At 70.0% G+C, this 26,528-nt stretch carries 26 protein-coding genes; 18 read left to right on the forward strand and 8 right to left on the reverse strand.

Annotated elements, in window-relative coordinates; translation table 11 throughout:
* Positions 1–2: 2 nt before the first annotated feature.
* The 7 genes from gap (at position 3) to pgi (ending at position 7,088) form a co-directional block, all read left to right on the forward strand.
* Entirely contained in the window at positions 3–1,007 is a 1,005-nt protein-coding gene (gap, locus tag ACFV9T_RS28375) for a type I glyceraldehyde-3-phosphate dehydrogenase (protein WP_385445173.1), read from the forward strand.
* Between the two features lie 122 nt (positions 1,008–1,129).
* On the forward strand, positions 1,130–2,332 hold the full coding sequence (locus ACFV9T_RS28380) for a phosphoglycerate kinase (RefSeq protein WP_385445175.1): 1,203 nt from the start codon (positions 1,130–1,132) through the stop codon (positions 2,330–2,332).
* Between the two features lie 5 nt (positions 2,333–2,337).
* Positions 2,338–3,114: a triose-phosphate isomerase gene (gene tpiA, locus ACFV9T_RS28385; protein ID WP_385445177.1), complete on the forward strand. Its 777-nt coding sequence runs from the start codon at positions 2,338–2,340 to the stop codon at positions 3,112–3,114.
* 128 nt (positions 3,115–3,242) lie between these two features.
* Positions 3,243–3,470 carry a preprotein translocase subunit SecG gene (secG, locus tag ACFV9T_RS28390; RefSeq protein WP_385445179.1) on the forward strand — a complete coding sequence of 76 codons (228 nt, stop codon included), beginning with the start codon at positions 3,243–3,245 and terminating at the stop codon, positions 3,468–3,470.
* 216 nt (positions 3,471–3,686) lie between these two features.
* Entirely contained in the window at positions 3,687–4,022 is a 336-nt protein-coding gene (locus tag ACFV9T_RS28395; protein ID WP_385445181.1) for an RNA polymerase-binding protein RbpA, read from the forward strand.
* Between the two features lie 134 nt (positions 4,023–4,156).
* Entirely contained in the window at positions 4,157–5,383 is a 1,227-nt protein-coding gene (locus ACFV9T_RS28400; RefSeq protein ID WP_385445183.1) for an MFS transporter, read from the forward strand.
* Between the two features lie 52 nt (positions 5,384–5,435).
* Positions 5,436–7,088 (forward strand): glucose-6-phosphate isomerase, encoded by a 1,653-nt coding sequence (gene pgi, locus ACFV9T_RS28405; RefSeq protein ID WP_385445216.1) that lies wholly within the window; start codon positions 5,436–5,438, stop codon positions 7,086–7,088.
* Between the two features lie 67 nt (positions 7,089–7,155).
* Here the strand turns inward: pgi and pgl are convergent, their stop codons facing one another.
* From pgl to tkt, 5 genes are read right to left on the reverse strand one after another with little or no spacing between them, the layout of a single operon-like run.
* Positions 7,156–7,938, reverse strand: a complete 783-nt coding sequence (pgl, locus tag ACFV9T_RS28410) for a 6-phosphogluconolactonase (RefSeq protein ID WP_385445184.1) — start codon at positions 7,936–7,938, stop codon at positions 7,156–7,158.
* Positions 7,935–9,188 carry a glucose-6-phosphate dehydrogenase assembly protein OpcA gene (gene opcA, locus ACFV9T_RS28415; protein ID WP_385445186.1) on the reverse strand — a complete coding sequence of 418 codons (1,254 nt, stop codon included), beginning with the start codon at positions 9,186–9,188 and terminating at the stop codon, positions 7,935–7,937. Before opcA ends, pgl begins: the two co-directional genes overlap by 4 nt.
* The gene (gene zwf / locus ACFV9T_RS28420) at positions 9,185–10,711 is read right to left on the reverse strand and encodes a glucose-6-phosphate dehydrogenase (protein WP_385445218.1); all 1,527 of its coding nucleotides are present in this window, start codon (positions 10,709–10,711) and stop codon (positions 9,185–9,187) included. Before zwf ends, opcA begins: the two co-directional genes overlap by 4 nt.
* A 5-nt stretch (positions 10,712–10,716) precedes the next feature.
* Positions 10,717–11,835, reverse strand: a complete 1,119-nt coding sequence (gene tal / locus ACFV9T_RS28425) for a transaldolase (RefSeq protein ID WP_385445187.1) — start codon at positions 11,833–11,835, stop codon at positions 10,717–10,719.
* Between the two features lie 47 nt (positions 11,836–11,882).
* Positions 11,883–13,961: a transketolase gene (gene tkt / locus ACFV9T_RS28430; protein WP_385445189.1), complete on the reverse strand. Its 2,079-nt coding sequence runs from the start codon at positions 13,959–13,961 to the stop codon at positions 11,883–11,885.
* A gap of 349 nt (positions 13,962–14,310) precedes the next feature.
* On the opposite strand from tkt, the gene ACFV9T_RS28435 reads away from it, so the two are divergent.
* The 3 genes from ACFV9T_RS28435 (at position 14,311) to ACFV9T_RS28445 (ending at position 16,858) form a co-directional block, all read left to right on the forward strand.
* Positions 14,311–15,276, forward strand: a complete 966-nt coding sequence (locus ACFV9T_RS28435) for a heme o synthase (protein WP_385445191.1) — start codon at positions 14,311–14,313, stop codon at positions 15,274–15,276.
* A gap of 64 nt (positions 15,277–15,340) precedes the next feature.
* On the forward strand, positions 15,341–15,676 hold the full coding sequence (locus tag ACFV9T_RS28440) for a hypothetical protein (RefSeq protein WP_385445193.1): 336 nt from the start codon (positions 15,341–15,343) through the stop codon (positions 15,674–15,676).
* Between the two features lie 84 nt (positions 15,677–15,760).
* Positions 15,761–16,858 (forward strand): amidohydrolase, encoded by a 1,098-nt coding sequence (locus ACFV9T_RS28445; RefSeq protein WP_385445219.1) that lies wholly within the window; start codon positions 15,761–15,763, stop codon positions 16,856–16,858.
* Here ACFV9T_RS28445 and ACFV9T_RS28450 read toward each other — a convergent pair.
* From ACFV9T_RS28450 to ACFV9T_RS28460, 3 genes are all read right to left on the reverse strand, one after another.
* Entirely contained in the window at positions 16,804–17,823 is a 1,020-nt protein-coding gene (locus ACFV9T_RS28450) for a heme A synthase (protein ID WP_385445194.1), read from the reverse strand. The two genes, ACFV9T_RS28445 and ACFV9T_RS28450, sit on opposite strands and share 55 nt — an antisense overlap.
* A 66-nt stretch (positions 17,824–17,889) precedes the next feature.
* Positions 17,890–18,690, reverse strand: coding sequence for an ABC transporter permease (locus ACFV9T_RS28455; protein WP_385445196.1), 801 nt, complete (start codon positions 18,688–18,690; stop codon positions 17,890–17,892).
* Positions 18,687–19,613 carry an ABC transporter ATP-binding protein gene (locus tag ACFV9T_RS28460; protein WP_385445198.1) on the reverse strand — a complete coding sequence of 309 codons (927 nt, stop codon included), beginning with the start codon at positions 19,611–19,613 and terminating at the stop codon, positions 18,687–18,689. Before ACFV9T_RS28460 ends, ACFV9T_RS28455 begins: the two co-directional genes overlap by 4 nt.
* Before the next feature lie 206 nt (positions 19,614–19,819).
* Here ACFV9T_RS28460 and ACFV9T_RS28465 point away from each other — a divergent pair, with 206 nt between their 5' ends.
* The 8 genes from ACFV9T_RS28465 to ACFV9T_RS28500 all read left to right on the forward strand — a co-directional run bounded on the left by ACFV9T_RS28465 (position 19,820) and on the right by ACFV9T_RS28500 (position 26,469).
* Positions 19,820–20,647: a helix-turn-helix transcriptional regulator gene (locus tag ACFV9T_RS28465; RefSeq protein WP_385445199.1), complete on the forward strand. Its 828-nt coding sequence runs from the start codon at positions 19,820–19,822 to the stop codon at positions 20,645–20,647.
* Entirely contained in the window at positions 20,644–22,065 is a 1,422-nt protein-coding gene (gene sufB / locus ACFV9T_RS28470; RefSeq protein WP_385445200.1) for a Fe-S cluster assembly protein SufB, read from the forward strand. Before ACFV9T_RS28465 ends, sufB begins: the two co-directional genes overlap by 4 nt.
* Before the next feature lie 78 nt (positions 22,066–22,143).
* On the forward strand, positions 22,144–23,313 hold the full coding sequence (gene sufD, locus ACFV9T_RS28475) for a Fe-S cluster assembly protein SufD (RefSeq protein WP_385445202.1): 1,170 nt from the start codon (positions 22,144–22,146) through the stop codon (positions 23,311–23,313).
* A complete protein-coding gene (locus ACFV9T_RS28480) occupies positions 23,310–23,633 on the forward strand; it encodes a bifunctional 3-phenylpropionate/cinnamic acid dioxygenase ferredoxin subunit (protein ID WP_385445203.1) in 324 nt (107 codons plus the stop codon). Before sufD ends, ACFV9T_RS28480 begins: the two co-directional genes overlap by 4 nt.
* Positions 23,634–23,640: 7 nt before the next feature.
* Complete coding sequence (gene sufC, locus ACFV9T_RS28485) at positions 23,641–24,405, forward strand: Fe-S cluster assembly ATPase SufC (RefSeq protein ID WP_385445205.1); 765 nt, start codon at positions 23,641–23,643, stop codon at positions 24,403–24,405.
* Positions 24,402–25,658, forward strand: coding sequence for a cysteine desulfurase (locus tag ACFV9T_RS28490; RefSeq protein ID WP_385445207.1), 1,257 nt, complete (start codon positions 24,402–24,404; stop codon positions 25,656–25,658). The genes sufC and ACFV9T_RS28490 overlap by 4 nt, the downstream gene beginning before the upstream one ends.
* Positions 25,659–25,669: 11 nt before the next feature.
* Positions 25,670–26,134 (forward strand): Fe-S cluster assembly sulfur transfer protein SufU, encoded by a 465-nt coding sequence (gene sufU, locus ACFV9T_RS28495; RefSeq protein WP_385445208.1) that lies wholly within the window; start codon positions 25,670–25,672, stop codon positions 26,132–26,134.
* A complete protein-coding gene (locus tag ACFV9T_RS28500) occupies positions 26,131–26,469 on the forward strand; it encodes a metal-sulfur cluster assembly factor (protein ID WP_385445210.1) in 339 nt (112 codons plus the stop codon). Before sufU ends, ACFV9T_RS28500 begins: the two co-directional genes overlap by 4 nt.
* Positions 26,470–26,528 lie beyond the last annotated feature (59 nt).

The following is a 26,528-nucleotide window of genomic DNA, read 5'->3' on the forward strand; positions in this document are numbered from 1 at the left end:
TCGTGACGATCCGCGTAGGCATCAACGGCTTTGGCCGCATCGGTCGCAACTACTTCCGCGCGCTCCTGGAGCAGGGCGCGGACATCGAGATCGTCGGTGTCAACGACCTGACCGACAATGCCACCCTGGTGCACCTGCTCAAGTACGACTCGATCCTCGGACGGCTGAAGTACGAGGTCAGCCACACCGAGGACACCATCACGGTCGGCAACCAGACCTTCAAGACGATGGCCGAGCGCGACCCGGCCGCCCTCCCGTGGGGAGAGCTGGGGGCCGACATCGTCGTCGAGTCCACCGGCATCTTCACCAAGCGTGACGACGCGGCCAAGCACCTGGCCGCGGGCGCCAAGAAGGTCCTGATCTCCGCGCCCGCCAAGGACGAGGACATCACGATCGTGATGGGCGTCAACCAGGACAAGTACGACCCCGCCAACCACGACGTCATCTCCAACGCCTCGTGTACCACCAACTGTGTGGCGCCGATGGCCAAGGTTCTCGACGAGAACTTCGGCATCGTCAAGGGCATGATGACGACCGTCCACGCGTACACCAACGACCAGCGGATCCTGGACTTCCCGCACAAGGACCTGCGCCGCGCCCGCGCCGCCGCGGAGAACATCATCCCGACCTCCACGGGCGCCGCCAAGGCCACCGCGCTGGTCCTGCCGCAGCTCCAGGGCAAGCTGGACGGCATCGCGATGCGCGTCCCGGTCCCCACCGGCTCGGTCACCGACCTGGTGCTGGAGCTGGACCGCGAGGTCACCAAGGACGAGATCAACACCGCCTTCCAGAAGGCCGCCGAGGGCCAGCTCAAGGGCGTCCTGGAGTACACCGAGGACCCGATCGTCTCCTCGGACATCGTCAACTGGCCGGCTTCCTGCACTTTCGACTCCGGCCTGACCATGGCCCAGGGCAAGCAGGTCAAGGTCGTCGGCTGGTACGACAACGAGTGGGGCTACTCCAACCGTCTCGTCGACCTGACCGTCTACGTCGGCGGCCGGCTCTGACCCTGCCGCGATGAGCCAGGAACGGGGCCCGCTACGGCACACGTCGTAACGGGCCCCGTGCCGTGGGCCCGGTGCAATGGATCCCGAGCCATGGGTCCGTGCCATGAACAAGGAGTCACTCTGTGAAGACGATTGACGATCTCCAGATCGAGGGGCAGCGGGTCTTCGTCCGCGCCGACCTGAACGTCCCGCTCGACGGCGAGACGATCACCGACGACGGCCGGATCCGCGCCGCCGTGCCGACCATCACCGCGCTCCTGGACGCGGGCGCCAAGGTGGTCGTCGCCTCGCACCTCGGCCGCCCCAAGGGCGAGCCCGACCCGCGGTTCTCGCTCGCCCCGGTCGCCCGGCGGCTCGGCGAACTCCTCGGCAAGCAGGTCGCGTTCGCGACGGACACCGTGGACGACAGCGCCCGCGCCACCGTCGCGGGGCTCGCCGCCGGCGAGGTCGCGCTGCTGGAGAACCTGCGCTTCAACGCCGGTGAGACGGCCAAGGACGACGCCGAGCGCGGCGCGTTCGCCGACCGGCTCGCCGCCCTCGCCGACCTCTACGTGGGCGACGGCTTCGGCGCGGTGCACCGCAAGCACGCCTCCGTGTACGACCTCCCGGCGCGGCTGCCGCACGCCGCGGGCGGTCTGATCGCCACCGAGGTCTCCGTCCTCAAGAAGCTCACCGAGGACGTCCAGCGGCCGTACGCGGTGGTCCTCGGCGGCGCCAAGGTCTCCGACAAGCTCGGCGTCATCGAGCACCTGCTGGAGAAGGCCGACCGCATCCTGATCGGCGGCGGCATGGCGTACACCTTCCTCAAGGCCCAGGGCCACGAGGTCGGCAAGTCGCTGCTCCAGGAGGACCAGGTCCCGGTCGTCCAGGGCTATCTGCGGCGGGCGGAGGAGCTGGGCGTGGAGTTCGTCCTGCCGGTCGACGTCCTCGCCGCCGACGGGTTCCCGGACCTCAAGACCAAGGCCCCGGCGCATCCGCAGGTCGTCTCCGCGGAGGCCATCCCGGCCGACCTGGAGGGTCTGGACATCGGTCCGGACTCCCGCAAGCTGTACGCCTCGAAGCTCGCCGACACGGCCACCGTCTTCTGGAACGGCCCGATGGGCGTCTTCGAGCACCCCGACTACGCCGACGGCACCAAGGCCGTGGCCCAGGCGCTTCTCGACAGCCCCGCCTTCACGGTGGTGGGCGGCGGTGACTCCGCCGCGGCCGTCCGGATCCTGGGCTTCGACGAATCCGCTTTCGGCCATATCTCGACCGGCGGTGGAGCGAGCCTCGAATACCTCGAGGGCAAGACGCTCCCCGGCCTCGCCGCACTGGAGGACTGAACACCGTGAGTGACCGCACCCCGCTGATGGCGGGCAACTGGAAGATGAACCTCAACCATCTTGAGGCCATCGCCCACGTCCAGAAGCTCGCCTTCGCGCTCGCCGACAAGGACTACGAGGCCGTCGAGGTCGCGGTTCTGCCGCCCTTCACCGATCTGCGGTCGGTGCAGACCCTGGTCGACGGCGACAAGCTGAAGATCAAGTACGGCGCCCAGGACCTCTCCGCGCACGACTCCGGCGCGTACACGGGCGAGATCTCCGGTCCGATGCTCTCCAAGCTGAAGTGCACCTATGTGGCCATCGGCCACTCGGAGCGCCGTCAGTACCACGACGAGACGGACGAGATCTGCAACGGCAAGGTGAAGGCGGCCTTCCGGAACGACCTCACCCCGATCCTGTGCGTGGGCGAGGGCCTGGACATCCGCAAGGCGGGCAACCAGGTGGCGTACACCCTCGCGCAGCTGGACGGCGCCCTCAAGGACGTCCCGGCCGAGCAGGCCGAGACCATCGTGATCGCGTACGAGCCGGTCTGGGCGATCGGCACCGGCGAGGTCGCCACCCCCGAGGACGCCCAGGAGGTCTGCGGGGCCATCCGCGGCCGGCTGGCCGAGCTGTACAGCCAGGAGCTGGCCGACAAGGTCCGGATCCAGTACGGCGGCTCGGTGAAGTCCGGCAATGTGGCGGCGATCATGGCGCAGCCGGATGTGGACGGCGCCCTGATCGGCGGCGCGGCGCTGGACGCGGACGAATTCGTCAAGATCGTTCGATTCCGCGACCAGTGAGTAGGCCCTGAGCCGGGGCTCGTCGTACTCTGTCGGGGGTCGTGGTGGCGCGAAATGTGCCGCCCGGCCCCCGTCTCCCGTAAGAAACCGTCCGTAACGAGCCCGAGAGAGTTGGTCCAGCTGTGATCATGGGGTTTTCGATCGCCCTCATCGTCTTGAGCCTTTTGATGATGATGCTGGTGCTCATGCACAAGGGGAAGGGCGGGGGTCTGTCCGACATGTTCGGTGGCGGAATGCAGTCCTCCGTCGGTGGCTCTTCGGTCGCTGAGCGCAACCTGGACCGCATTACCATCGTGGTCGGGTTGCTGTGGTTCGTCGTCATCGTCGTGCTCGGCCTGTTGATGAAGCTCGACTGACGTTCGACCAAAGCGCGATCGAGGCCCGAATCCGGCCCCATAACTGACGTACCGTCGTCAGTGCGGCTGATTCGCGGCCTATCATGGGGTGGCGTCCTCAAGGGCGGGTGTAACTCCTCTCGATGGACGCGCGTTGGGCCTTTCGTAGTCTGGGGCGCCGGGCAGCGGGGCCGCCATTCGATGCTTCGCGGCACCATCACGCAGGGAGTTACGACCGTGGCAAGTGGCAACGCGATCCGTGGAAGTCGGGTCGGAGCGGGGCCGATGGGAGAAGCCGAGCGAGGCGAATCGGCGCCGCGTCTGCGCATCTCCTTCTGGTGCTCGAACGGGCATGAGACCGTGCCGAGCTTTGCCAGCGACGCGCAGATCCCGGAGACGTGGGACTGCCCCCGCTGTGGCTTCCCGGCCGGCAAGGACCGGGAGAACCCGCCGGACCCGCCCCGCACCGAGCCGTACAAGACCCACCTCGCCTATGTGCGCGAGCGGCGCAGCGACGCCGACGGTGAGGCGATCCTCGCCGAGGCGCTCGCCAAGCTCCGCGGCGAGATCTGAGCCGAGCCCGGACACCCGGCGACAGCGCGCGAACGACGGCCCGGTCAGGTACCCATCAGGGGTGCTCGACCGGGCCGTTGTCGTGGACCCGCTGCTCAGGACCCGTTGTCAGTGGTGCGGGCTACGGTCTTCGCATGCTGATGCGACGGGGCGGGGAGCAGGCGGCTGTGCTCGCCTGGCGCGGGGGGTTCGGGCGGCTGTGGACCGCCGCGGTGATCTCCCGCTTCGGGGACGCGTTACGCGGCGCGGCACTGCCGCTGCTGGCCGTGTCGCTGACCGATTCGCCGGTGCTGGTGTCGCTCGTGACCGCGTGCGGCTTCCTGCCCTGGCTGCTGTTCGGCCTGCTCGGCGGGGCCATCGCCGACCGGGTGGACCAGCGGCGGGCGATGTGGGTGGTGGACGGGATACGGGCCGTCCTGATGGGCGGGTTCGCGGTCGCCGTCTGGCTGGGCCACGCCACGATCGGGCTGCTGCTCGCGCTCGCCTTCGCCCTCACCACCCTGCAGACCCTCTTCGACAACGCCGCGACTGCCCTGCTGCCGTCCGTCGTGGAGCGGGAGGCGCTGAGCCGGGCCAACGCCCGGCTGATGACCGGGCAGGAGGTCATGGGCCGGTTCGTGGGCGCCCCGCTGGTGCCCGTGCTGCTGGGTCTCGGCGTCGCCATGCCGTACGCGGCGGACGCGGCCACCTATCTCGTCGCCGCGCTGCTCATCGCCTCGCTCGGCGCGGCCGCCCCGGAGCGCGCCCCGCGCCCGTCCGGCGGATCGCTGCGCCGGGACATCGCCGAGGGCATCGGTGTGCTGTGGCGGGACCGGGTGCTGCGGGGGCTGTGCGTCTCCACCACCCTGTGCAATATCGGCATCGGCGCGCTCATCGCCGCCCTGGTGCTGCACGTCACCGGCTGGCTGGACGCCGGGAACACCGGGTACGCGGTGGTCATCACGGCGTACGGGATCGGCAGTGTGGCCGGGGGACTGGTCGCCGCGCGGGTCGCCGAGCGGCTGGGGGAGTACCGCGCGCTGGTGCTGTGCGGAGCCGCGCAGACCGGTGCCCTGGTCGCGCTCGGCACGATACGGAGCCTGGCGGCCGCCATCGCCGCCATGGGGGTGTTCGCCTTCGCGGGGATCATATGGAACGTCACCGAGGTGACGATGACCCAGCGGCGCAGCCCCGCCGACCTGCTCGGCCGGGTCAGCTCCGCCTTCCGCACGCTGTCCATCGCGGGCAGCCCGGTCGGCGCGCTGCTCGGCGGGGTGACGGCCGCCGCCTGGGGGCTGAACACGCCAGCGCTGGGGTGCGCCGTGCTCGTCGCGGGCGGGGTGCTGGCCCTCGTTCCCGGAATGCGGACCGTCATCAATTAGGTTGGTGGCCAACGGGGGCCAGGCACCGATGAGAAGTGGGCTGATGTCCGAGATGAACGCAGAAGGCCGCACCAGGCTCGATCAGCTGCCGGAGTGGAACGCGCTGGCCGAGCACCGCAAGGTGCTGGGCGACGTGCAGCTGCGCGAACTGTTCGCTAACGACCCGGAGCGCGCGAGCAGGCTCTCGCTCCAGGTCGGCGATCTCCATGTCGACTACTCCAAGCACCTGGTGACGGACGAGACGCTGCGGTTGCTGCGGGAGCTGGCGCGGGCGACCGGAGTGGCCGGGCTGCGGGACGCGATGTTCCGCGGCGGGAAGATCAACACCACCGAGAACCGCGCCGTGCTCCACACCGCGCTGCGCGCGCCCCGCTCGGCGGTCATCACGGTGGACGGCGAGGACGTCGTCCCCGAGGTCCACGCGGTCCTCACCAAGATGAGCGTATTCGCCGACCGCATCCGGTCCCGCGACTGGCACGGCCACACCGGCAAGCCCATCAAGAACATCGTCAACATCGGCATCGGCGGCTCCGATCTGGGCCCGGCGATGGCGTACGAGGCGCTGCGCGCCTACACCGACCGCGAGCTGGTGTTCCGCTTCGTCTCCAATGTGGACGGTGCCGATCTCCATGAGGCGGTGCGCGCCCTGGACCCGGCGGAGACGCTGTTCATCGTCGCCTCCAAGACCTTCACCACCATCGAGACCATCACCAACGCCGTCTCCGCCCGCGAGTGGCTGCTGAGCGGGCTCGGGGCCGGTGACGAGGCCGTCGCGAAGCACTTCGTGGCGGTGTCGACCAACGCGGAGAAGGTCGCCGAGTTCGGCATCAACACGGACAACATGTTCGAGTTCTGGGACTGGGTCGGCGGGCGGTATTCCTACGACTCGGCGATCGGCCTCGCCCTGATGGTCGCCATCGGACCGGACTGCTTCCGCGAGATGCTGGCCGGGTTCCATCTGGTGGACGAGCACTTCACCACCGCCCCGCCCGAGCAGAACGTACCGCTGCTGCTCGGCCTGCTGGGCGTCTGGTACGGCGACTTCCACGACGCCCAGGCGCACGCCGTCCTGCCCTACAGCCACTACCTGTCCAAGTTCACCGCCTACCTCCAGCAGTTGGACATGGAGTCCAACGGCAAGTCGGTGGACCGGGAGGGCGAGCCGGTCGACTGGCAGACCGGCCCGGTGGTCTGGGGCACCCCTGGCACCAACGGCCAGCACGCCTACTACCAGCTGCTCCACCAGGGCACCAAGCTGATCCCGGCCGATCTGATCGGCTTCGCCAAGCCGGTGGACGACCTGCGGCCCGGGCTGGTCGCCCAGCACGATCTGCTGATGGCCAACCTCTTCGCCCAGGGGCAGGCGCTGGCCTTCGGCAAGACGCCGGAAGAGGTCGCCGCCGAGGGCGTGCCCGCGGACCTGGTGCCGCACAAGACCTTCCAGGGCAACCGCCCCACCACCACCATCCTGGCCGCCGAGCTGAGCCCGTCCGTGCTCGGCCAGCTGGTCGCGCTCTACGAGCACAAGGTGTTCGTCCAGGGCGCCATCTGGAACATCGACTCGTTCGACCAGTGGGGCGTCGAGCTGGGCAAGGTGCTCGCCAAGCGGGTCGAGCCCGCGCTGACCGAGGGCGCCGAGGTGCCGGGGCTCGACGCCTCGACGGCGCGTCTCGTCGCCACGTACCGCTCGCTGCGCGACCGCTGACGGCCCGCGCGTACAGCGATCCCCCATGCGCTCACGGCGCACGGGGGATCGCTGTGTGAAAAGAGCCCTACGGCGAGGCCGGGGGGTACAGCTCGCGCGGCAGACCGCTCGCCGCGGCCCGGTCCAGCAGCCACAGCGTGCGGCTGCGGCCGTACGCGCCCGCCGCCGGGGCCTGGATCTCCCCGGCCCCCGACAGGGCGATGGTCACCGCCTTGGCCTTGTCCTCACCGGCGGCCAGCAGCCACACCTCCCGCGCCGCGCGGATCGCGGGCAGGGTCAGCGAGACCCGGGTGGGCGGCGGCTTGGGCGCGCCGCGCACCGCGACCACCGTCCGCTCGGTCTCCCGGACGGCGGGCAGCTCGGGGAAGAGCGAGGCCACATGGGTGTCCGGCCCGACGCCCAGCAGAGCGACGTCGAAGGTCGGTGCCGCGCCGTGGTTCTCCGGCCGCGCGGCGCGGCCCAGCTCGATGCCGTACGCCTCCGCGGCGGCCTCCACATCGCCGCCGTGCGGACCGTCGGACGCGGGCATCGGGTGCACCCGCGCCGGGTCCAGATCCACCGCGTCCAGCAGGGCCTCCCGGGCCTGGGTGACGTTGCGGTTGGGGTGGCCGTCCGGCAGGAAGCGCTCGTCGCCCCACCACAGGTCCAGCCGCGACCAGTCCACCGCGTCGCGCGCGGGGGACGTGGCGAGGGCCGCCAGCAGGCCGTTGCCGTTGCGGCCGCCGGTCAGGACGACGGAGGCGGAGCCCCGGGCGGCCTGGGCGTCGACGATCTTCGTGATCAGCCGGGCCGCGGCCGCCTGGGCCATCAGCTCCTTGTCGCGGTGGACGACGACCTGCGGGGCGGTCACTTGTCCCCCTTCCCGCCGTTTCCCGCTGCCTTCCCGTCCGGCTTTCCCTCCGTCTTGGCGCCCGGCTTCAGGTCCGAGGGCTTCGGAGCCTGAGGTGCCTGAGGTGCCTGAGGGGCCGAAGGGGCCGAAGGGGCAGCCGGAGCCGGTGTGGCCGGAGGGGCCGGGGCCTGCGGCGGGGCGGGGGTGTTCGTCGGGGACGGAGCCGTGCCCGGGTCCCGCGTCGGCAGCGGCGGCCGGGGCGGGGCCGGAGGCGCGGGCGGCGCCTCGGCGGTCGCGGTGGCCGTACCACCGCCACCAGCCGCAGCGCTGTGCTCGGCCTTACCGCCGCCGTTCAGCTTGTTCACGCCGTACTTCACCGAGATCGCGTACATCTCGTCCGGGTCCAGTCGGCGCAGCTCCTCGGCGATCAGCTCCGACACCTCGCGCCGCTGCAGCGCGACATGCCGGTCCGGCTGGCCCGGCATGGCCAGCTCGGCGAGGGCTCCGTCGGCCCGGTCCAGGCAGATCACGCCGTCGGCCGTCTCCAGCCGCACCGCGGTCAGCCCCGGGCCCTCGGAGATCTGCCGGTCGACCGGCACCCGCAGCCGCTCGGCGAGCCACAGCGCGAGCAGTTCGCTGCTCGGGTTGTACGCCTCGCCCTCCACGACCGCGGAGGTGATCTTCGAGTGCTTCTGGTCCAGCGCGGCCGCCAGCACGCTGCGCCACGGGGTGATCCGGGTCCACGCCAGGTCGGTGTCGCCCGGGGTGTACGTCTCGGCCCGCAGGCTCAGCGTGCCGACCGGGTCCTCGGTGGCCTGGGCGTCGGTGATGCGGCGCTGGGCCAGCTGCCCCAGCAGGTCCTTGGCGGGGTGCTCCGGCGGGTCCTCGGGCCACCACACCACGACCGGGGCGTCCGGCAGCAGCAGCGGCAGGACCACCGAGTAGGCGTGGTTGGCCAGTTCGCCGTGGAGCCGCAGCAGGACCGTCTCACCGGTGCCGGTCTCGCCGCCGACCCGGACCTCGGCGTCCATCCGGGCCATCTTGCGGTCGCGCGGCGAGCGGCCGGGCCGCTTGATGACGACCAGGATGCGCGAGGGGTGCTCCTTGGACGCCTCGCTCGCGGCCCGCAGCGCGTCGTAGTGGTTGCCCTCGTCGGTGACGATGACGAGGGTGAGCACCATGCCCACGGCCGGGGTGCCGGTGGCCCGGCGCGCTTGGACCAGAGCGGAGTTGATCCGGCTGGACGTGGTGTCCGTGAGATCGATGTTCATGGCCGCCGCCAGCTCCGTCCGTCTCGTGCGAGCATCTCGTCCGCGGCCTTCGGCCCCCAGGTTCCGGCCGTGTACTGCTCGGGCTTCCCGTGCTTGTCCCAGTAGTCCTCGATCGGATCGAGGATCCGCCAGGACTCCTCCACCTCCTGGTGGCGCGGGAAGAGGTTCGCGTCGCCCAGCAGGACGTCGAGCAGCAGCCGCTCGTACGCCTCGGGGCTGGACTCGGTGAAGGACTCGCCGTACTGGAAGTCCATCGTCACATCGCGGATCTCCATGGAGGTGCCGGGCACCTTGGAGCCGAACCGGATGGTGACGCCCTCGTCCGGCTGCACCCGGATGACCAGGGCGTTCTGCCCCAGTTCCTGGGTGTCGGTGGCGTCGAAGGGGGAGTGCGGGGCGCGCTGGAAGACGACGGCGATCTCGGTGACCCGGCGCCCCAGCCGCTTGCCGGTGCGCAGGTAGAACGGGACGCCCGCCCAGCGGCGGTTGTCGATCTCCAGCTTGACCGCGGCGTAGGTGTCGGTCTTCGACTGCGAGTCGATGCCGTCCTCTTCGAGGTAGCCGCGCACCTCCTGGCCGCCCTGCCAGCCGTGCGCGTACTGGCCGCGCACGGTGTGCTTGCCCAGTTCGCGCGGGAGCTTGACGGCGGTGAGCACCTTCAGCTTCTCGGTGACCAGCGCCTTGGCGTCGAAGGAGGCGGGCTCCTCCATGGCGGTCAGGGCGAGCAGCTGGAGCAGGTGGTTCTGGATGACGTCCCGGGCGGCGCCGATGCCGTCGTAGTACCCGGCGCGGCCGCCGATGCCGATGTCCTCGGCCATGGTGATCTGTACGTGGTCGACGTACGAACGGTTCCACAGCGGCTCGAACATGGTGTTGGCGAAGCGCAGCGCCAGGATGTTCTGAACCGTCTCCTTGCCCAGGTAGTGGTCGATCCGGAAGACGTCGCTGGGCCGGAAGACCTCGTGGACGACCTGGTTCAGCTCCTGGGCGCTCTTCAGGTCGTGGCCGAAGGGCTTCTCGATGACGGCGCGCCGCCAGGAGTGGTTCTGCCCGTCGGACAGCCCGTGCTTCTTGAGCTGCTGCACCACGTTGGGGAAGAACTTGGGCGGCACGGAGAGGTAGAAGGCGAAGTTGCCGCCGGTACCCCGGGCCTTGTCCAGCTCTTCTATGGTCGCCTTCAGCTTCTCGAACGCCTCGTCGTCGGAGAACTCCCCGGGTACGAAGCGGAATCCCTCGGCGAGCTGCTGCCAGACCTCTTCGCGGAACTCGGTCCGCGCGTGTTCCTTGACCGCGTCGTGGACGACCTGGGCGAAGTCCTCGTTCTCCCAGTCGCGCCGGGCGAAGCCGACGAGCGAGAAGCCCGGCGGCAGCAGGCCGCGGTTGGCCAGGTCGTAGACGGCGGGCATCAGCTTCTTGCGGGACAGGTCTCCCGTGACACCGAAGATGACCAGGCCGGACGGCCCCGCGATGCGCGGGAGCCGCCGGTCCTTCGGGTCACGCAGCGGATTGCTGCTGGTGGTCAACGTGTTCACGCCTCCGACGGTGCGAGGCGGTTCAGCTCCGCCTCAGTGGACTTCAGCAGGTCGTTCCAGGACGCCTCGAACTTCTCGACGCCCTCGTCCTCCAGAAGCTTGACGACCTCGTCGTACGAGACGCCGATGGAGGCCAGGGCCTCGATGTCCGCCTTGGCCTGCTCGTAGCCACCGGCCACGGTGTTGCCCTTGATGTCGCCGTGGTCGGCGACCGCGTCGAGGGTGGCCTCCGGCATGGTGTTGACGGTGGCCGGGGCGACCAGCTCGTCGACGTACATCGTGTCCTTGTACGCCGGGTCCTTGACGCCGGTCGAGGCCCACAGCGGGCGCTGCTTGTTGGCGCTCGCCCGGTCCAGGACGTCCCAGCGCTCGGAGGCGAAGACGTCCTCGTAGGCCTGGAAGGCGAGCCGGGCGTTGGCCAGGGCGGCCTTGCCGCGCAGCGCCTTGGCCTCGTCGGTGCCGGACTTGTCGATGCGCTTGTCGATCTCGGTGTCCACCCGGGACACGAAGAAGGACGCCACCGAGTGGATCTTGGAGAGGTCGAGACCGGCGGCCTTGGCCTTCTCCAGACCGGCCAGGTAGGCGTCCATGACCGCGCGGTAGCGCTCCAGGGAGAAGATCAGCGTGACGTTGACGCTGATGCCCAGGCCGATCACCTCGGTGATCGCCGGAAGTCCCGCCAGGGTGGCCGGGATCTTGATGAAGGTGTTCGGGCGGTCCACCAGCCAGGCGAGCTGCTTGGCCTCGGCGACGGTGGCGGCCGTGTTGTGGGCCAGCCGCGGGTCGACCTCGATGGAGACCCGGCCGTCCTGGCCGCCGGTCGCGTCGTACACCGGGCGCAGGATGTCGGCCGCGTCGCGGACGTCGGCCGTGGTGATCATGCGGACGGCTTCCTCGACGGTGACCTTGCGGGCCGCGAGGTCGGCGAGCTGCTGCTCGTAACCGTCGCCGCCGGAGATCGCCTTCTGGAAGATCGACGGGTTGGTGGTGACGCCGACGACGTGCTGCTGGTCGATCAGTTCGGCGAGGTTGCCGGAGGTGATCCGCTTCCGGGAGAGGTCGTCGAGCCAGATCGCGACGCCTTCGTCGGCCAGCCGCTTGAGTGCGTCTGTCATGGGGTGTGTCTCCTGTTGCTCGTCGCTGTTCAAGTCGGATGCGGGCGTCACTGCCCGGCGGCGTCCAGGGACTCGCGGGCGGCGGTCACCACGGCGTCGGCGGTCAGGCCGAACTCCCGGTAGAGCACCTTGTAGTCGGCGGAGGCGCCGAAGTGCTCCAGCGAGACGATGCGGCCCGCCTCGCCGACGTAGCGGTACCAGGTCAGGCCGATGCCGGCCTCGACGGCCACACGAGCCTTCACGGACGGCGGCAGCACGCTGTCGCGGTACCCCTTGTCCTGCTCTTCGAACCACTCGATCGAGGGCATCGAGACGACGCGGGTCGGCACCCCGGCCGCCTGCAGCCGCTCGCGCGCCTCGACGGCGAGCTGGACCTCGGAGCCGGTGCCGATCAGGATCACCTGCGGCTGGCCGCCCTCGGCCTCGAACAGGACGTAACCACCCTTGGCGGCGTCCTCGTCGGCCTCGTACGTCGGCACGTTCTGCCGGGTGAGGGCCAGGCCGTGCGGGGCCGGGTTGTCGTTGTGGCGGCGGGTGATCTCGCGCCAGGCGACGACGGTCTCGTTGGCGTCGGCCGGGCGCACGATGTTCAGGCCCGGGATGGCGCGCAGCGCGGACAGGTGCTCGACCGGCTGGTGGGTGGGGCCGTCCTCGCCGAGGCCGATGGAGTCGTGCGTCCACACGTAGGTGACCGGCAGCTTCATCAGCGCGGCCAGCCGCACGGCCGGGCGCATGTAGTCGGAGAAGACGAGGAACGTGCCGCCGTAGACACGGGTGTTGCCGTGCAGGGCGATGCCGTTCATGGTCGAGCCCATGGCGTGCTCGCGGATGCCGAAGTGGATCGTCCGCCCGTACGGGTCGGCCTCCGGCAGCGGGTTGTCCTTGGGGAGGAAGGACGAGGACGCGTCGATCGTGGTGTTGTTGGAACCGGCGAGGTCGGCCGAGCCGCCCCACAGCTCCGGGATCACTCCGCCGAGCGCCTTGAGCACCTGGCCGGACGCCTTGCGGGTGGCGACGTCCTTGCCCGCCTCGAAGACCGGCAGCGCGCTCTCCCAGCCCTCCGGCAGCTCACCGGCGGTGACGCGGTCGAACTCGGCGGCGCGCGCGGGGTTGTTGTTGCGCCACTCCTGGAGCGTCTTGTCCCAGGCGGCGTGCGCCTCGCGGGCGCGGTCGACCAGGCCGCGGGTGTGGTTGATGACCTCGGTGTCGACCTGGAAGTGCCGCTCGGGGTCGAAGCCCAGGACCCGCTTGGTGGCGGCGACCTCGTCGGCGCCGAGCGCGGAGCCGTGGGAGGCCTCGGTGTTCTGCGCGTTCGGGGCGGGCCAGGCGATGATCGTGCGCGCGGCGATGATCGAGGGGCGCTCGGTCTCGTCCTGCGCCGCCTTGAGCGCCGCGTACAGCTGCTCGATGTCGAAGTCGCCGCTGGCCGCCTGCTCGATGCGCTGGACGTGCCAGCCGTACGCCTCGTACCGCTTCAGCACGTCCTCGGACAGCGCGGTGGCGGTGTCGCCCTCGATGGAGATGTGGTTGTCGTCGTACAGCGCGACGATGTTGCCCAGCTTCTGGTGGCCGGCCAGCGAGGACGCCTCGGCGGAGATGCCCTCCTCCAGGTCGCCGTCGGAGACGATCGCCCAGATGGTGTGGTCGAACGGGGAGGCGCCCTCGGGCGCCTCCGGGTCGAACAGCCCACGCTCGTAGCGGGCGGCCATGGCCATGCCCACCGCGTTCGCGACGCCCTGGCCGAGCGGGCCGGTCGTGGTCTCCACGCCCCTGGTGTGGCCGTACTCCGGGTGACCCGGGGTGAGGCTGCCCCAGGTACGGAAGGACTTCAGGTCCTCCAGCTCAAGGCCGAAGCCCGCCAGGTAGAGCTGCACGTACAGGGTGAGGCTCGTGTGCCCGGGGGAGAGGACGAACCGGTCCCGGCCCGCCCAGTCCGCGTCGGAGGGGTCGTGCCGCATGAGCTTCTGGAAGAGAAGGTAGGCGGCGGGCGCCAGACTCATGGCCGTGCCAGGGTGGCCGTTACCGACCTTCTGTACGGAGTCCATGGCCAGGACGCGGGCGGTGTCAACGGCCCGCTGATCCAGATCGGTCCATTCAAGGTCTGTGGTAGTCGGCTTGTTGCTCACCCTGAGTCAGGGCTCCTCTCCACAATGTCGCTGTCCGGTGACCGTGTGCACACCGGCGAGGTCGAGCCTACCCCTGTAAGAACGGTCATCTTTTCGAGTTCCACTCAACGACTAAGGGAACGAATCTCAAGGTCGTGGCATTCCATCGGAGTTCTCTCCGGGGGCTATGGAATACGGCGTTCCGGAAGTTGTGCGGGGTGTCCGCGCAGGTCTTCGAGGGGCATCAACACGAGCCGACCCCGGCGGCGAGCGGCGTATCCGCTACGTCTAGAGTGGCGTGGTACGCGCAAGTCTTTACCGGGGTTTCATCTCCGGTGCTTGCTGGTTCTTGCTTCCACCAGGGGTGTGCGTGACGGCCGTCGAATCCCGTCCTGCGGGGGTGCTCGAAACGAGCGAATCGAGCCTCGGGCAGCGGCTTCCAGGCCGCCGACCGCTCGGGGCCCGGGTCAAGGCGTTCGTGACGCTGACCAAGCCGCGCGTCATCGAACTGCTGCTGATGACCACGGTGCCGGTCATGTTCCTGGCCGCCCAGGGCGTCCCGGACCTGTGGCTGGTCCTGGCGACCTGCGTAGGCGGCTATCTGTCCGCCGGTGGCGCCGCCGCGTTCAACATGTACTACGACCGGGACATCGACGCGATGATGGACCGTACGTCGCAGCGTCCACTGGTCACCGGCATGGTGTCGCCGGTCGAGTGCCTGGTCTTTGCCTTCGCGCTCGCCATCGGGTCCACGGCCTGGTTCTGGGTTCTCGTCAACCCGCTGTCCTCGATGCTGGCACTCGGTGCGCTGATCTTCTACGTCGTCGTCTACACGATGTGGCTCAAGCGGCGTACCTCGCAGAACATCGTGTGGGGCGGTATCGCGGGCTGCATGCCGGTGCTCATCGGTTGGTCGTCGGTCACCAATGAGGTCTCCTGGGCCGCGGTGATCCTCTTCCTGGTCATCTTCTTCTGGACGCCGCCGCACTACTGGCCGCTGTCGATGAAGGTCAAGGAGGACTACGAGCGGGCGAGCGTGCCGATGCTGCCCGTCATCGCGGGCAACAAGGCGGTCGCCCGGCAGATCGTCCTCTACAGCTGGGCCATGGTCGGCGTCTCGCTGCTGCTGTGGCCGCTCGGCTACACCGGCTGGTTCTACCCGGTCGTGGCGACCGTGCTGGGCGCGTTCTGGCTCAAGGAGGCGCACGGGCTCCAGGCGCGCGCCCGGGCCGAGGTCACCGGTGCGAAGCTCAAGGAGATGCGGCTGTTCCACTGGTCCATCACCTATGTCTCGCTGCTCTTCGTCGCCGTCGCGGTGGACCCCTTCCTGCGGTGATCCCCGTCCGGTTCCTGGGGTGATCCCCTTCCGGCCGTGATTACCGGCGGGTAGCATCGGTGGTATGGCAGATACCACGCAGGCGTCCCCGAAGGACGAGAAGCGGGCCCAGCGACTCGCCCACCAGATCACGGCCTTCGCCAAGAGCCACGGCGGCAGCGCCGAGGGCCAGCTCGCCCACATCGGCCGCGGCACCGTCCGGATCGCCCTGGTGGGCGCCAACGGCGAGTGGGGCACCCTCGTCGCCCGCTCCCAGGAGACGGCCCGCCGCGCCGTCGAGATCGCCGGGGTCACGCTCCAGGACGACTTCGACGGCGACCTCGCGGCGAAGGTCCGCACGGGCCGCTACGAATGGACGCGGATGGCCGGTATCCAACTGGGCGGCCCCCGCAACACCTGAACCGCCGGACCCCGACCGGCGACACCTCGCGCGGCATCCGGGCGTTAAGCCCATGCGATGCCGGAGGGCGAGGAGGTGGCGGTGATGGACGAGGCGACCGGGTCCCCGGGCACGCTCGGGCTGCCGCCGCTGGTCGATCAGCACAGCCACGGCACGGTCCACGGCGAGCTGGGCCTCGGTTCGTTCGAGACGCATCTGGCCACCGCCGCCGGATCGGGCCCGGCCCCGGCCGGGACCACGTACTTCGACAGCCTGACCGGGCTCGCCGTACGCCGCTGGTGCCCGCCGCTGCTGGGCCTGGAGCCGCACTGCACGCCCGTGCGCTACCTCGCCCGCCGCCGTGAGCTGGGCGCCTACCGCGCCGCCCGGCTCCTGCTGCGCGGCGCGGGCATCGGCACCCTGCTGCTGGAGTCGGGCGCCCCGAGCGACCTCACCTCGGCCGCCGAGCTGGCGGCGGCCGCCGACGGCCGGGTCCATGAGGTCGTACGGCTCGAACCGCTGGCCGAGCAGGTCGCCGACACCTCGGGGACCATCGACGCCTTCCTGGGCAACACCGCCGAGGCCCTGTACGCCGCCGCCCAGCACGCCACGGCCTTCGCGCTGGGCATCACCTTCTGCGACGAGACCCCGCCAGACCCGGGCGAGGTGCGGCGCGCGGCGGCCCGGCGGCTGGCCGCGCGGCCGGTACGAAACCGGGCGCCCGACCCGGTGTTCGCGCAGCATCTGATGTGGAGCGCGGTGGCGACCGGGCTGCCGGTGCAGCTGCACTGCGCCGATCCGCAGCCGCTGATCGGCTTCCTGCGCGCCACCGCCGGGTTCGGCACCGACCTCGTCCTGCTGCCCGACCGGCCGCACCACCGCCGCGCCGCCCAGCTCGCCGCCGTGTTCCCGCACGTCTACGCGGACGCGGGGCCCCGGCCCGCGGAGACGCTGGGCGAGGCGCCGTTCGGCAAGCTGCTGTTCTCCAGCGGCGCCCGAGCGCTGCCCGAGCTGTATGTGACCGCCGCCCGGTTGTTCGGCCGGGCGATGGCCCGGCTGGCGGCCGAGTGGGTCGCCGACGGCGTCTGTACGGGGGCGGAGGCCCGGCGGATCGCCGGGCTGGTGGCGGCCGGGACGGCGCGCCGGGTCTACCGGCTGGACGCGGCGGGCGCGGGCTCCGGGTCGGCCGGGCTTTCGGGCTGAATCGCTTCGTGGTCGCCGGTCGGGCCGGCGCCGGAGGTGTCGGCCAGCGCGGGGCGCTCGCGCTGGGCGAAGAGCACCCGCAGGACCGCGATCCACACCAGGCAGGACCCGAACATGTGGATGCCGACGACCACTTCGGGCAGGCCCGTGAAGTACTGGACGTACCCGATCAGGCCCTGGAACAGCAGCACGGCCAGCAGGTCGCGCACCGCACGGCGCGGTCCCGCCGGGGCCTGCACGGCGCGCAGCACGAACCACAGGGCGACGGTGAGGCCCAGCACGATGTAGACGAAGTCCACGTGCAGCTGGGTGATCTCCTGCCAGTCCAGCGGAATCCGGTGCACCTCGCGGGCGTCTCCGGCGTGCGGCCCTGAACCGGTGACCACGGTGCCGAGCAGGATCAGCGTCAGCGTCGCGCCGACCAGCAGCCAGGTCAGCTGGCGCACCGGCCGGGGCACCAGGTCGCGCGGCGCCCCGTCGCCCTCGCGGGAGCGCTGCCAGACCGCCATCGCGACCGTGAGGAGCGCGGTGGCCAGCAGGAAGTGCGAGCTGACGATGTACGGGTTCAGGCCGGTCAGGACGATGACGCCGCCGATGATGGCGTTGCTCATGATCAGCCAGAACTGGGCCCAGCCCAGCCGGGTGATGGAGCGGCGCACCGGCTGACGGGCCCGGGCGGCGATGATCAGCAGGCCGACGAACGCGCACAGCACGTACGTCAGCATGCGGTTGCCGAACTCGATGGCGCCGTGGATGCCCATGTCGGCGGTGGGCGTCAGGCTCCCGGAGGTGCACTTGGGCCAGGTGTCACAGCCCAGCCCGGACTCGGTCAGCCGGACCGCGCCGCCGGTGATGACGATGACCACGGACATCACCACGGTGGCCAGCGCCGCCCGCTCCACGAAGCGCGCGGAGGGCTGCCAGCGCCGGGCGATCAGCTCGAACGGATTCAGCGAATTCGGCACGGGGACATCGTAGGACGGAGCTTGTGCAGCTTTTCACGAGGGTCCCGGGTTAGCCCCGGGAGCCCGTCATTCCCAGCGGAAGAAGCGCGCCGCCGCCCCGAGCCCCAGCACCGACCAGACGGCCAGGATGGCGAGGTCGTGCCAGGGCATCCCGGCCCCGTCCTGGAGGACGTCCCGCAAGCCCCCGGAGAGCGCCGAGATCGGCAGCAGCTCCAGGACGGCGCGCGCGGCGCCCGGGAACTTGTCCAGCGAGACGATCACCCCGCCGCCCACGAGCAGCAGCAGGAAGACCAGGTTGGCGGCGGCGAGCGTCGCCTCGGCCTTCAGGGTGCCCGCCATCAGCAGCCCGAGCCCGGAGAACGCGGCGGTGCCGAGGATCAGCAGCAGCACCACGGCGAGCGGGTCGCCCTGCGGCGACCAGCCCAGCGCGAAGGCGATCGCCGTCAGCAGCACGATCTGCAGGACCTCGGTGACCAGCACCGCGCACGTCTTGGCGGCCATCAGCGCCCACCGGGGCATCGGGGAGACGGCGAGCCGCTTGAGCACGCCGTACCGCCGCTCGAAGCCGGTCGCGATGGCCTGTCCGGTGAAGGCCGTGGACAGCACGGCGAGCGCCAGCACCCCGGGCGCGAGGAAGTCGACGGCGTCCCCGGACCCGCCGGTAGCGCCTGTGTCGCCCGTGGCGCCCGTGTCAACGATGTTCACGCTGCTGAAGAGCACCAGGACGAGGGACGGGATGACGACGGTCAGCAGCAGCTGTTCGCCGTTGCGCAGCAGCATCCGGGTCTCCAGCGCGGCCTGCGCGCGGATCATCCGGAGCAGCGGTGCCGCCCCCGGCTTCGGGAGATAGGTCCCTGTGGCGGTCACGCGCGCAGCTCCTTACCGGTCAGCTCCAGGAAGACGTCCTCCAGGGTGTGCCGCTCGACCGAGATGCGGTCGGGCATCACGCCGTTCTGCGCGCACCAGGAGGTGACGGTGGCCAGCATCTGCGGGTTGACCTTGCCGGTGACCCGGTAGCCGCCGGGGACCAGCTCGGCGGCCGTGCTGTCGACGGGCAGCGCCTTGAGCAGCGAGGCCAGGTCGAGCGCGGGGCGGCCGGAGAAGCGCAGGGTGTTCTCGGCGCCGCCGCGGCACAGCTCCTCGGGGGTGCCCTGGGCGATCACCTTGCCGCCGTCGATGATCGCGACGTGGTCGGCGAGCTGTTCGGCCTCGTCCATGTAGTGCGTGGTCAGGACGACGGTCACGCCGTCCCGGCGCAGATCGCGGACGAGGTCCCAGGTGGCGCGGCGGGCCTGCGGGTCGAGTCCTGCGGTGGGCTCGTCGAGGAAGACCAGCTCGGGGCGGCCGACGACGGCCATGGCGAGCGCGAGCCGCTGCTGCTGGCCGCCGGAGAGCCGCCGGTAGGCCGTACGGCCGCAGGAGCCGAGGCCGAGCCGTTCGATGAGCGCGCCGACGTCCAGGGGATGGGCGTGGAGGGTGGCGGTGTGGCGCAGCATCTCTTCTGCGCGCGCGCCGGAATAAACGCCTCCGGACTGGAGCATGACGCCCACCCGAGGCCGCAGAGCCGCGGCGTCCGCGACCGGGTCGAGGCCGAATATCCGGACCGTCCCGGCGTCGGGGCGGCGATATCCCTCGCAGGTCTCGACGGTGGTGGTCTTTCCGGCGCCGTTGGGTCCGAGGACGGCGCTCACGGTGCCGCGGCCGACGGACAGGTCGAGACCGTCGACGGCGGTCTTGGAGCCGTACCGTTTGACCAGGCCGACGACGTCGACCGCGGGCTCTTCTCGCATGTCCGGCAGTGTACGAACGGCAGGCGGGGCCGTGGGCGGCAGGGCCGGAACGCACCCCTCGCGAACTGCTCGGAAGCCCCTCGCCGACGAGCACGTGAGCCGCGTTTTCGCAGGTCACACTTAGGTGTACCTAAGTGACGCACCCCACCGGAAGGTCCCTCCGCTCTCGCTTGTACCTTGCCGAAGAATTACGCAACAATGGCGTTGTGAAATACGCGAGCGAGGCTCCCCAGGGACGCGCGGCCGAGGCGGCCGCGCCGTCCGGCGTGCCTGCCGTGCCCGCTCCCGAGGAGCAGCACGGCACCCGGAACCGGGTTGCCCGCTCCATCCTCGACCACGGCCCGTCCACCGCCGCCGAGCTGGCGCTGCGGCTGGAGCTGACCCAGGCGGCCGTGCGCCGTCACCTCGACACCCTCGTCGCCGACGGCGTCGTCGAGCCCCGAGAGAAGAGGGTGTACGGGGCGCGGCGGCGCGGCCGCCCGGCCAAGGCGTTCGCCCTGACGGACTGCGGCCGTGACGCCTTCGACCAGTCCTATGACGATCTCGCCGTCGACGCCCTGCGCTGGATCGAGCAGAGCGCGGGCGGCGGCGAGAAGGGCCGGGCCGCCGTCGCGGCGTTCGCCCGCGCCAGGCTCGCAGCCCAGGCCGAGGGGTACCGCGGCGCCGTCGAGGCCGCCGCCCCCGGGCGGCGTACCGAAGCCCTCGCGGGCGCGCTCTCCGCGGACGGGTACGCTGCTACGGCGCGCAGCGCGCCGGTCGGCGAACAGCTCTGCCAGCACCACTGCCCGGTCGCCCACGCAGCCGAGCGATATCCGCAGCTGTGTGAGGCGGAGACCGAGGTCTTCTCCCAGCTGCTCGGGACTCATGTCCAGCGTCTGGCCACCATCGCCCATGGCGACGGGGTGTGCACGACGTTCATTCCGAAGACCGGACACCAGACCGGACAGACCGACACCGCGGTCGAGAAGACCGACCACCGCATTACCAAGACCACCACAGCATCTGCCAGCACGGCCGGGAGGAACCCCGAATGACTCTCCCCACGGAGACCGCTCACCCCGAGCTTGAGGGTCTGGGCAACTACGAGTACGGCTGGGCCGACTCCGACGTGGCCGGCGCTTCTGCCAAGCGCGGGCTCTCCGAGGAGGTCGTCCGCGACATCTCGGCGAAGAAGTCCGAGCCGGAGTGGATGCTCAAGCTCCGCCTCAAGGGCCTGAAGCTCTTCGGCAAGAAGCCCATGCCCACCTGGGGCTCGGACCTGTCGGGTATCGACTTCGACAACATCAAGTACTTCGTCCGCTCCACCGAGCAGCAGGCCGCCTCCTGGGAGGACCTGCCCGAGGACATCAAGAACACGTACGACAAGCTGGGCATCCCGGAGGCCGAGAAGCAGCGCCTCGTCGCGGGTGTCGCGGCCCAGTACGAGTCCGAGGTCGTCTACCACCAGATCCGTGAGGACCTGGAGGAGCAGGGCGTTCTCTTCCTGGACACCGACACGGCGCTCAAGGAGCACCCGGAGCTGTTCAAGGAGTACTTCGGCACGGTGATCCCGGCGGGCGACAACAAGTTCGCCTCGCTGAACACGGCGGTGTGGTCCGGCGGCTCGTTCATCTACGTGCCCCCGGGCGTCCACGTGGACATCCCGCTCCAGGCGTACTTCCGGATCAACACCGAGAACATGGGCCAGTTCGAGCGGACCCTGATCATCGTCGACGAGGGCGCCTACGTCCACTACGTCGAGGGCTGCACCGCGCCGATCTACAAGTCGGACTCGCTGCACTCCGCGGTCGTGGAGATCATCGTCAAGAAGGGCGGCCGCTGCCGCTACACGACCATTCAGAACTGGTCGAACAACGTGTACAACCTGGTCACCAAGCGCGCCGTGGCCTACGAGGGCGCGACCATGGAGTGGGTCGACGGCAACCTCGGCTCCAAGGTGACCATGAAGTACCCGGCCGTCTACCTGATGGGCGAGCACGCCAAGGGTGAGACGCTGTCCATCGCCTTCGCGGGCGAGGGCCAGCACCAGGACGCCGGTGCCAAGATGGTCCACATGGCGCCCCGCACCTCCTCGAACATCGTCTCCAAGTCGGTGGCCCGGGGCGGTGGCCGCACCTCCTACCGCGGTCTGATCGAGATCGGAGAGGGCGCGGAGGGCTCCAAGTCCAACGTGCTGTGCGACGCCCTGCTGGTGGACACCATCTCGCGCTCGGACACCTACCCGTACGTGGACGTCCGCGAGGACGACGTGTCCATGGGGCACGAGGCGACCGTTTCGAAGGTCAGCGATGACCAGCTCTTCTACCTCATGAGCCGCGGCCTGTCCGAGGACGAGGCCATGGCGATGATCGTGCGCGGCTTCGTCGAGCCGATCGCGCGCGAACTGCCCATGGAGTACGCGCTGGAGCTCAACCGGCTGATCGAGCTGCAGATGGAGGGTTCGGTCGGCTGACCCGACCGCCCTTCCCGCCCCGCCCCGGGGCACCCCCGTGTAAGCCCCAGAAGGCAGAAAGCGAGCAGTACGACAGCCATGGCTGAAACCATTCCGGCCGGATCCACCACGGACGGCGTCATCCAGGTGGGGCAGCAGCCCATCGACGCGCGGGTCAGTGCCCCCGCGTCGTACGACGTGGCCGACTTCCCCGTGCCCAGCGGGCGCGAGGAGGACTGGCGGTTCACGCCGCTGGAGCGGCTGCGCGGCCTCCACGACGGCACCGCCGTGGCCGACGGCGGCGTCAAGGTCGAGGTGGCCGCCCCCGAGGGCGTCACCGTCGAGACCGTGGGCCGTGACGACGCCCGCCTGGGCAAGGCCGGCAAGCCGGTGGACCGGGTGGCGGCCCAGGCGTACAGCTCCTTCGAGAAGGCCTCGGTCGTCTCGGTGCCCAAGGAGAAGGTGCTGACCGAGCCGGTGCGGATCGCCGTGCACGGCGAGGGCGGCACCGCCTTCGGCCACCAGGTGATCGAGGTCGGCGCCTTCGCCGAGGCCGTCGTCGTCATCGACCACACCGGTGACGCCACGCTGGCCGCCAACGTCGAGTACCTCATCGGTGACGGCGCCAAGCTCACCGTCGTCTCGGTCCAGGACTGGGACGACGCGGCGGTCCACGTCGGCCAGCACACCGCGCTGGTCGGCCGGGACGCCACCTTCAAGTCCGTGGTCGTCACCTTCGGCGGCGACCTGGTGCGGCTGCACCCGCGCGTCGTCTACGGCGCTCCGGGCGGTGAGGCCGAGCTGTACGGCGTGTACTTCACCGACAACGGCCAGCACCAGGAGCACCGCCTCTTCATCGACCACGACACCCCGCACTGCCGCAGCAACGTGGCCTACAAGGGCGCGCTGCAGGGCAAGGACGCGCACGCGGTCTGGATCGGCGATGTGCTGATCCGCGCCGCGGCCGAGGGCACGGACACCTACGAGCTGAACCGGAACCTGGTCCTCACCGACGGCGCCCGCGTCGACTCGGTGCCGAACCTGGAGATCGAGACCGGTGAGATCGTCGGTGCCGGTCACGCGAGCGCGACCGGCCGCTTCGAGGACGAGCAGCTGTTCTACCTGATGGCTCGCGGCATCCCGGCCGACGAGGCCCGTCGCCTGGTCGTCCGCGGCTTCTTCGCCGAGCTGGTCCAGCAGATCGGGCTGCCCGAGCTGGAGGAGCGCCTGATCGCCAAGATCGAGGCGGAGCTGGAGGCGTCCGTATGACCGCAGCCTTCGTGCGCGTGTGCGCGCTGACCGAACTCGAAGAGGACGCTCCCAAGCGCGTCGAGCTGGAGGGCGTGCCGGTCGCGCTGGTGCGCACCGAGGGCGAGGTGTTCGCGGTCAACGACATCTGCTCGCACGCGAACGTCTCGCTGTCCGAGGGCGAGGTGGAGGACTGCCAGATCGAGTGCTGGCTGCACGGCTCCAGCTTCGACCTCCGTACCGGCAAGCCGTCCGGCCTTCCCGCGACGCGCCCCGTCCCCGTATACCCCGTAAAGATCGAAGGGGACGACGTGCTCGTCTCCGTCACCCAGGAGTCCTGAGGCACCCATGGCAACGCTTGAGATCCACGACCTGCACGTCTCCGTCGAGGCCGAGGGCGGCCCCCGCGAGATTCTGCGCGGCGTCGACCTGACCGTGAAGCAGGGCGAGACGCACGCCATCATGGGCCCGAACGGCTCCGGCAAGTCCACCCTGGCGTACTCGCTCGCCGGTCACCCGAAGTACAAGATCACCGGCGGCACCGTCACCCTCGACGGCGAGAACGTGCTGGAGATGTCCGTCGACGAGCGGGCCCGCGCCGGTGTCTTCCTCGCCATGCAGTACCCGGTCGAGGTGCCCGGCGTCTCCGTCTCCAACTTCCTGCGCACCTCCGCGACCGCGATCCGCGGCGAGGCGCCGAAGCTGCGCACCTGGGTGAAGGAGGTCAAGGAGGCCATGCAGCGCCTCTCGATCGACCCGTCCTTCGCCGAGCGGAACGTCAACGAGGGCTTCTCCGGCGGTGAGAAGAAGCGCCACGAGATCCTTCAGCTGGAGCTGCTGAAGCCGGCCATCGCGATCCTCGACGAGACCGACTCCGGTCTCGACGTCGACGCGCTGCGCGTGGTCTCCGAGGGCGTCAACCGCGTCCGGGAGTCGGGCCAGGTCGGCACCCTGCTGATCACCCACTACACGCGCATCCTGCGCTACATCAAGCCCGACCACGTCCACGTGTTCGCCTCGGGCCGGATCGCCGAGTCCGGCGGCCCGGAGCTGGCCGACAAGCTGGAGGAAGAGGGCTACGAGGAGTACGTGAAGGGAGGCGTCTCCGAGTGACACAGCTGCCGGGCCTCCTCGACACCGAGGCGATCCGCAAGGACTTCCCGATCCTGGACCGCTCGGTCCACGACGGCAAGAAGGTCGTATACCTGGACAACGCGGCGACCTCGCAGAAGCCGCGCCAGGTCCTGGACGCGCTGAACAGTTATTACGAGCGCTCCAACGCCAATGTGCACCGTGGCGTCCATGTGCTCGCGGAGGAGGCCACGGCACTGTATGAGGGCGCTCGCGACAAGGTCGCCGCCTTCATCAACGCTCCCAGCCGCGACGAGGTGATCTTCACCAAGAACGCGTCGGAGTCGCTGAACCTGGTCGCGAACATGCTCGGCTGGGCCGATGAGCCCTACCGGGTGGACCAGGAAACCGAGATCGTCATCACGGAGATGGAGCACCACTCCAACATCGTGCCGTGGCAGCTGCTCTCGCAGCGCACCGGCGCGAAGCTGAAGTGGTTCGGCCTCACCGACGACGGCCGTCTCGACCTGTCCGAGATCGAGCAGGTCATCACGGAGAAGACCAAGGTCGTCTCCTTCGTGCTGGTCTCCAACATCCTGGGCACGCACAACCCGGTCGAGGCGATCGTCCGCCGCGCGCAGGACGTCGGCGCGCTCGTCGTCATCGACGCCTCCCAGGCCGCCCCGCACATGCTGCTGGACGTGCAGGCGCTGCAGGCCGACTTCGTGGCCTTCACCGGCCACAAGATGTGCGGTCCGACCGGCATCGGTGTGCTGTGGGGCCGCCAGGAGCTGCTGGAGGATCTGCCTCCGTTCCTCGGCGGCGGCGAGATGATCGAGACCGTCTCGATGAACTCCTCCACCTACGCTCCGGCGCCGCACAAGTTCGAGGCCGGTACGCCCCCGATCGCCCAGGCCGTCGGCCTCGGCGCGGCCGTGGACTACCTGTCCTCGATCGGCATGGACAACATCTACCGCCATGAGCACGCCCTGACCGAGTACGCGGTCGGCAGGCTCCTGGAGGTTCCGGATCTGCGCATCATCGGCCCCACCACGGCCGAGGAGCGCGGCGCCACGATCTCCTTCACGCTCGGCGACATCCACCCGCACGATGTGGGCCAGGTCCTCGACGAGCAGGGCATCGCCGTCCGGGTCGGCCACCACTGTGCGCGTCCGGTCTGCCTGCGGTACGGAATTCCTGCGACCACGCGAGCGTCGTTCTATCTGTACTCCACGCCGGCCGAGGTGGATGCCCTGGTCGACGGGTTGGAGCACGTACGGAACTTCTTCGGCTAGGGGGCTGCCACGTGAAGCTGGATTCGATGTACCAGGACGTCATCCTGGACCACTACAAGCACCCCCACGGGCGGGGGCTCAGGGACGGCGACGCCGAGGTACACCACGTCAATCCGACCTGTGGTGACGAGATCACGCTTCGGGTGCGGCTTGACGGCGAGACGATCGAGGACGTGAGCTACGAGGGGCAGGGCTGTTCCATCAGCCAGGCCAGCGCGTCCGTGCTCAACGACCTGCTGGTGGGCAAGGAACTGAGCGAGGCTCGCAGGATCCAGGCGACGTTCTTGGAGCTGATGCAGTCCAAGGGCCAGCTGGAGCCGGACGACACGATGGAAGAGGTGCTGGAGGACGCGGTCGCGTTCGCCGGTGTCTCCAAGTACCCCGCCCGGGTCAAGTGCGCTCTGCTGAGCTGGATGGCATGGAAGGACGCCACCGCTCAGGCCCTGAGCGACGGCGCTGAAGGGAAGACCGCATGACTGAGAACGTGGAAACCACCACCAAGCCCGCGAGCGAGGAAGAGGTCCGCGAGGCCCTCTACGACGTGGTCGACCCCGAGCTGGGTATCGACGTGGTCAACCTCGGCCTCATCTACGGCATTCACATCGACGACAGCAACATCGCCACCATCGACATGACGCTCACGTCCGCGGCGTGTCCGCTGACCGACGTCATCGAGGACCAGGCGAAGTCCGCGGCCGACGGGATCGTCAAGGAGCTGCGGATCAACTGGGTCTGGATGCCGCCGTGGGGCCCGGACAAGATCACGGACGACGGCCGTGAGCAGCTGAGGGCACTCGGCTTCAACGTCTGAGGTCTTCTCGGCTCTTTTCGGGCTTTCGAAGCGGGGCCCCCGCCACAAGCGCGGGGGGC

The organism is Streptomyces sp. NPDC059850 (assembly GCF_042731515.1).
Taxonomy (GTDB): Bacteria; Actinomycetota; Actinomycetes; order Streptomycetales; family Streptomycetaceae; genus Streptomyces.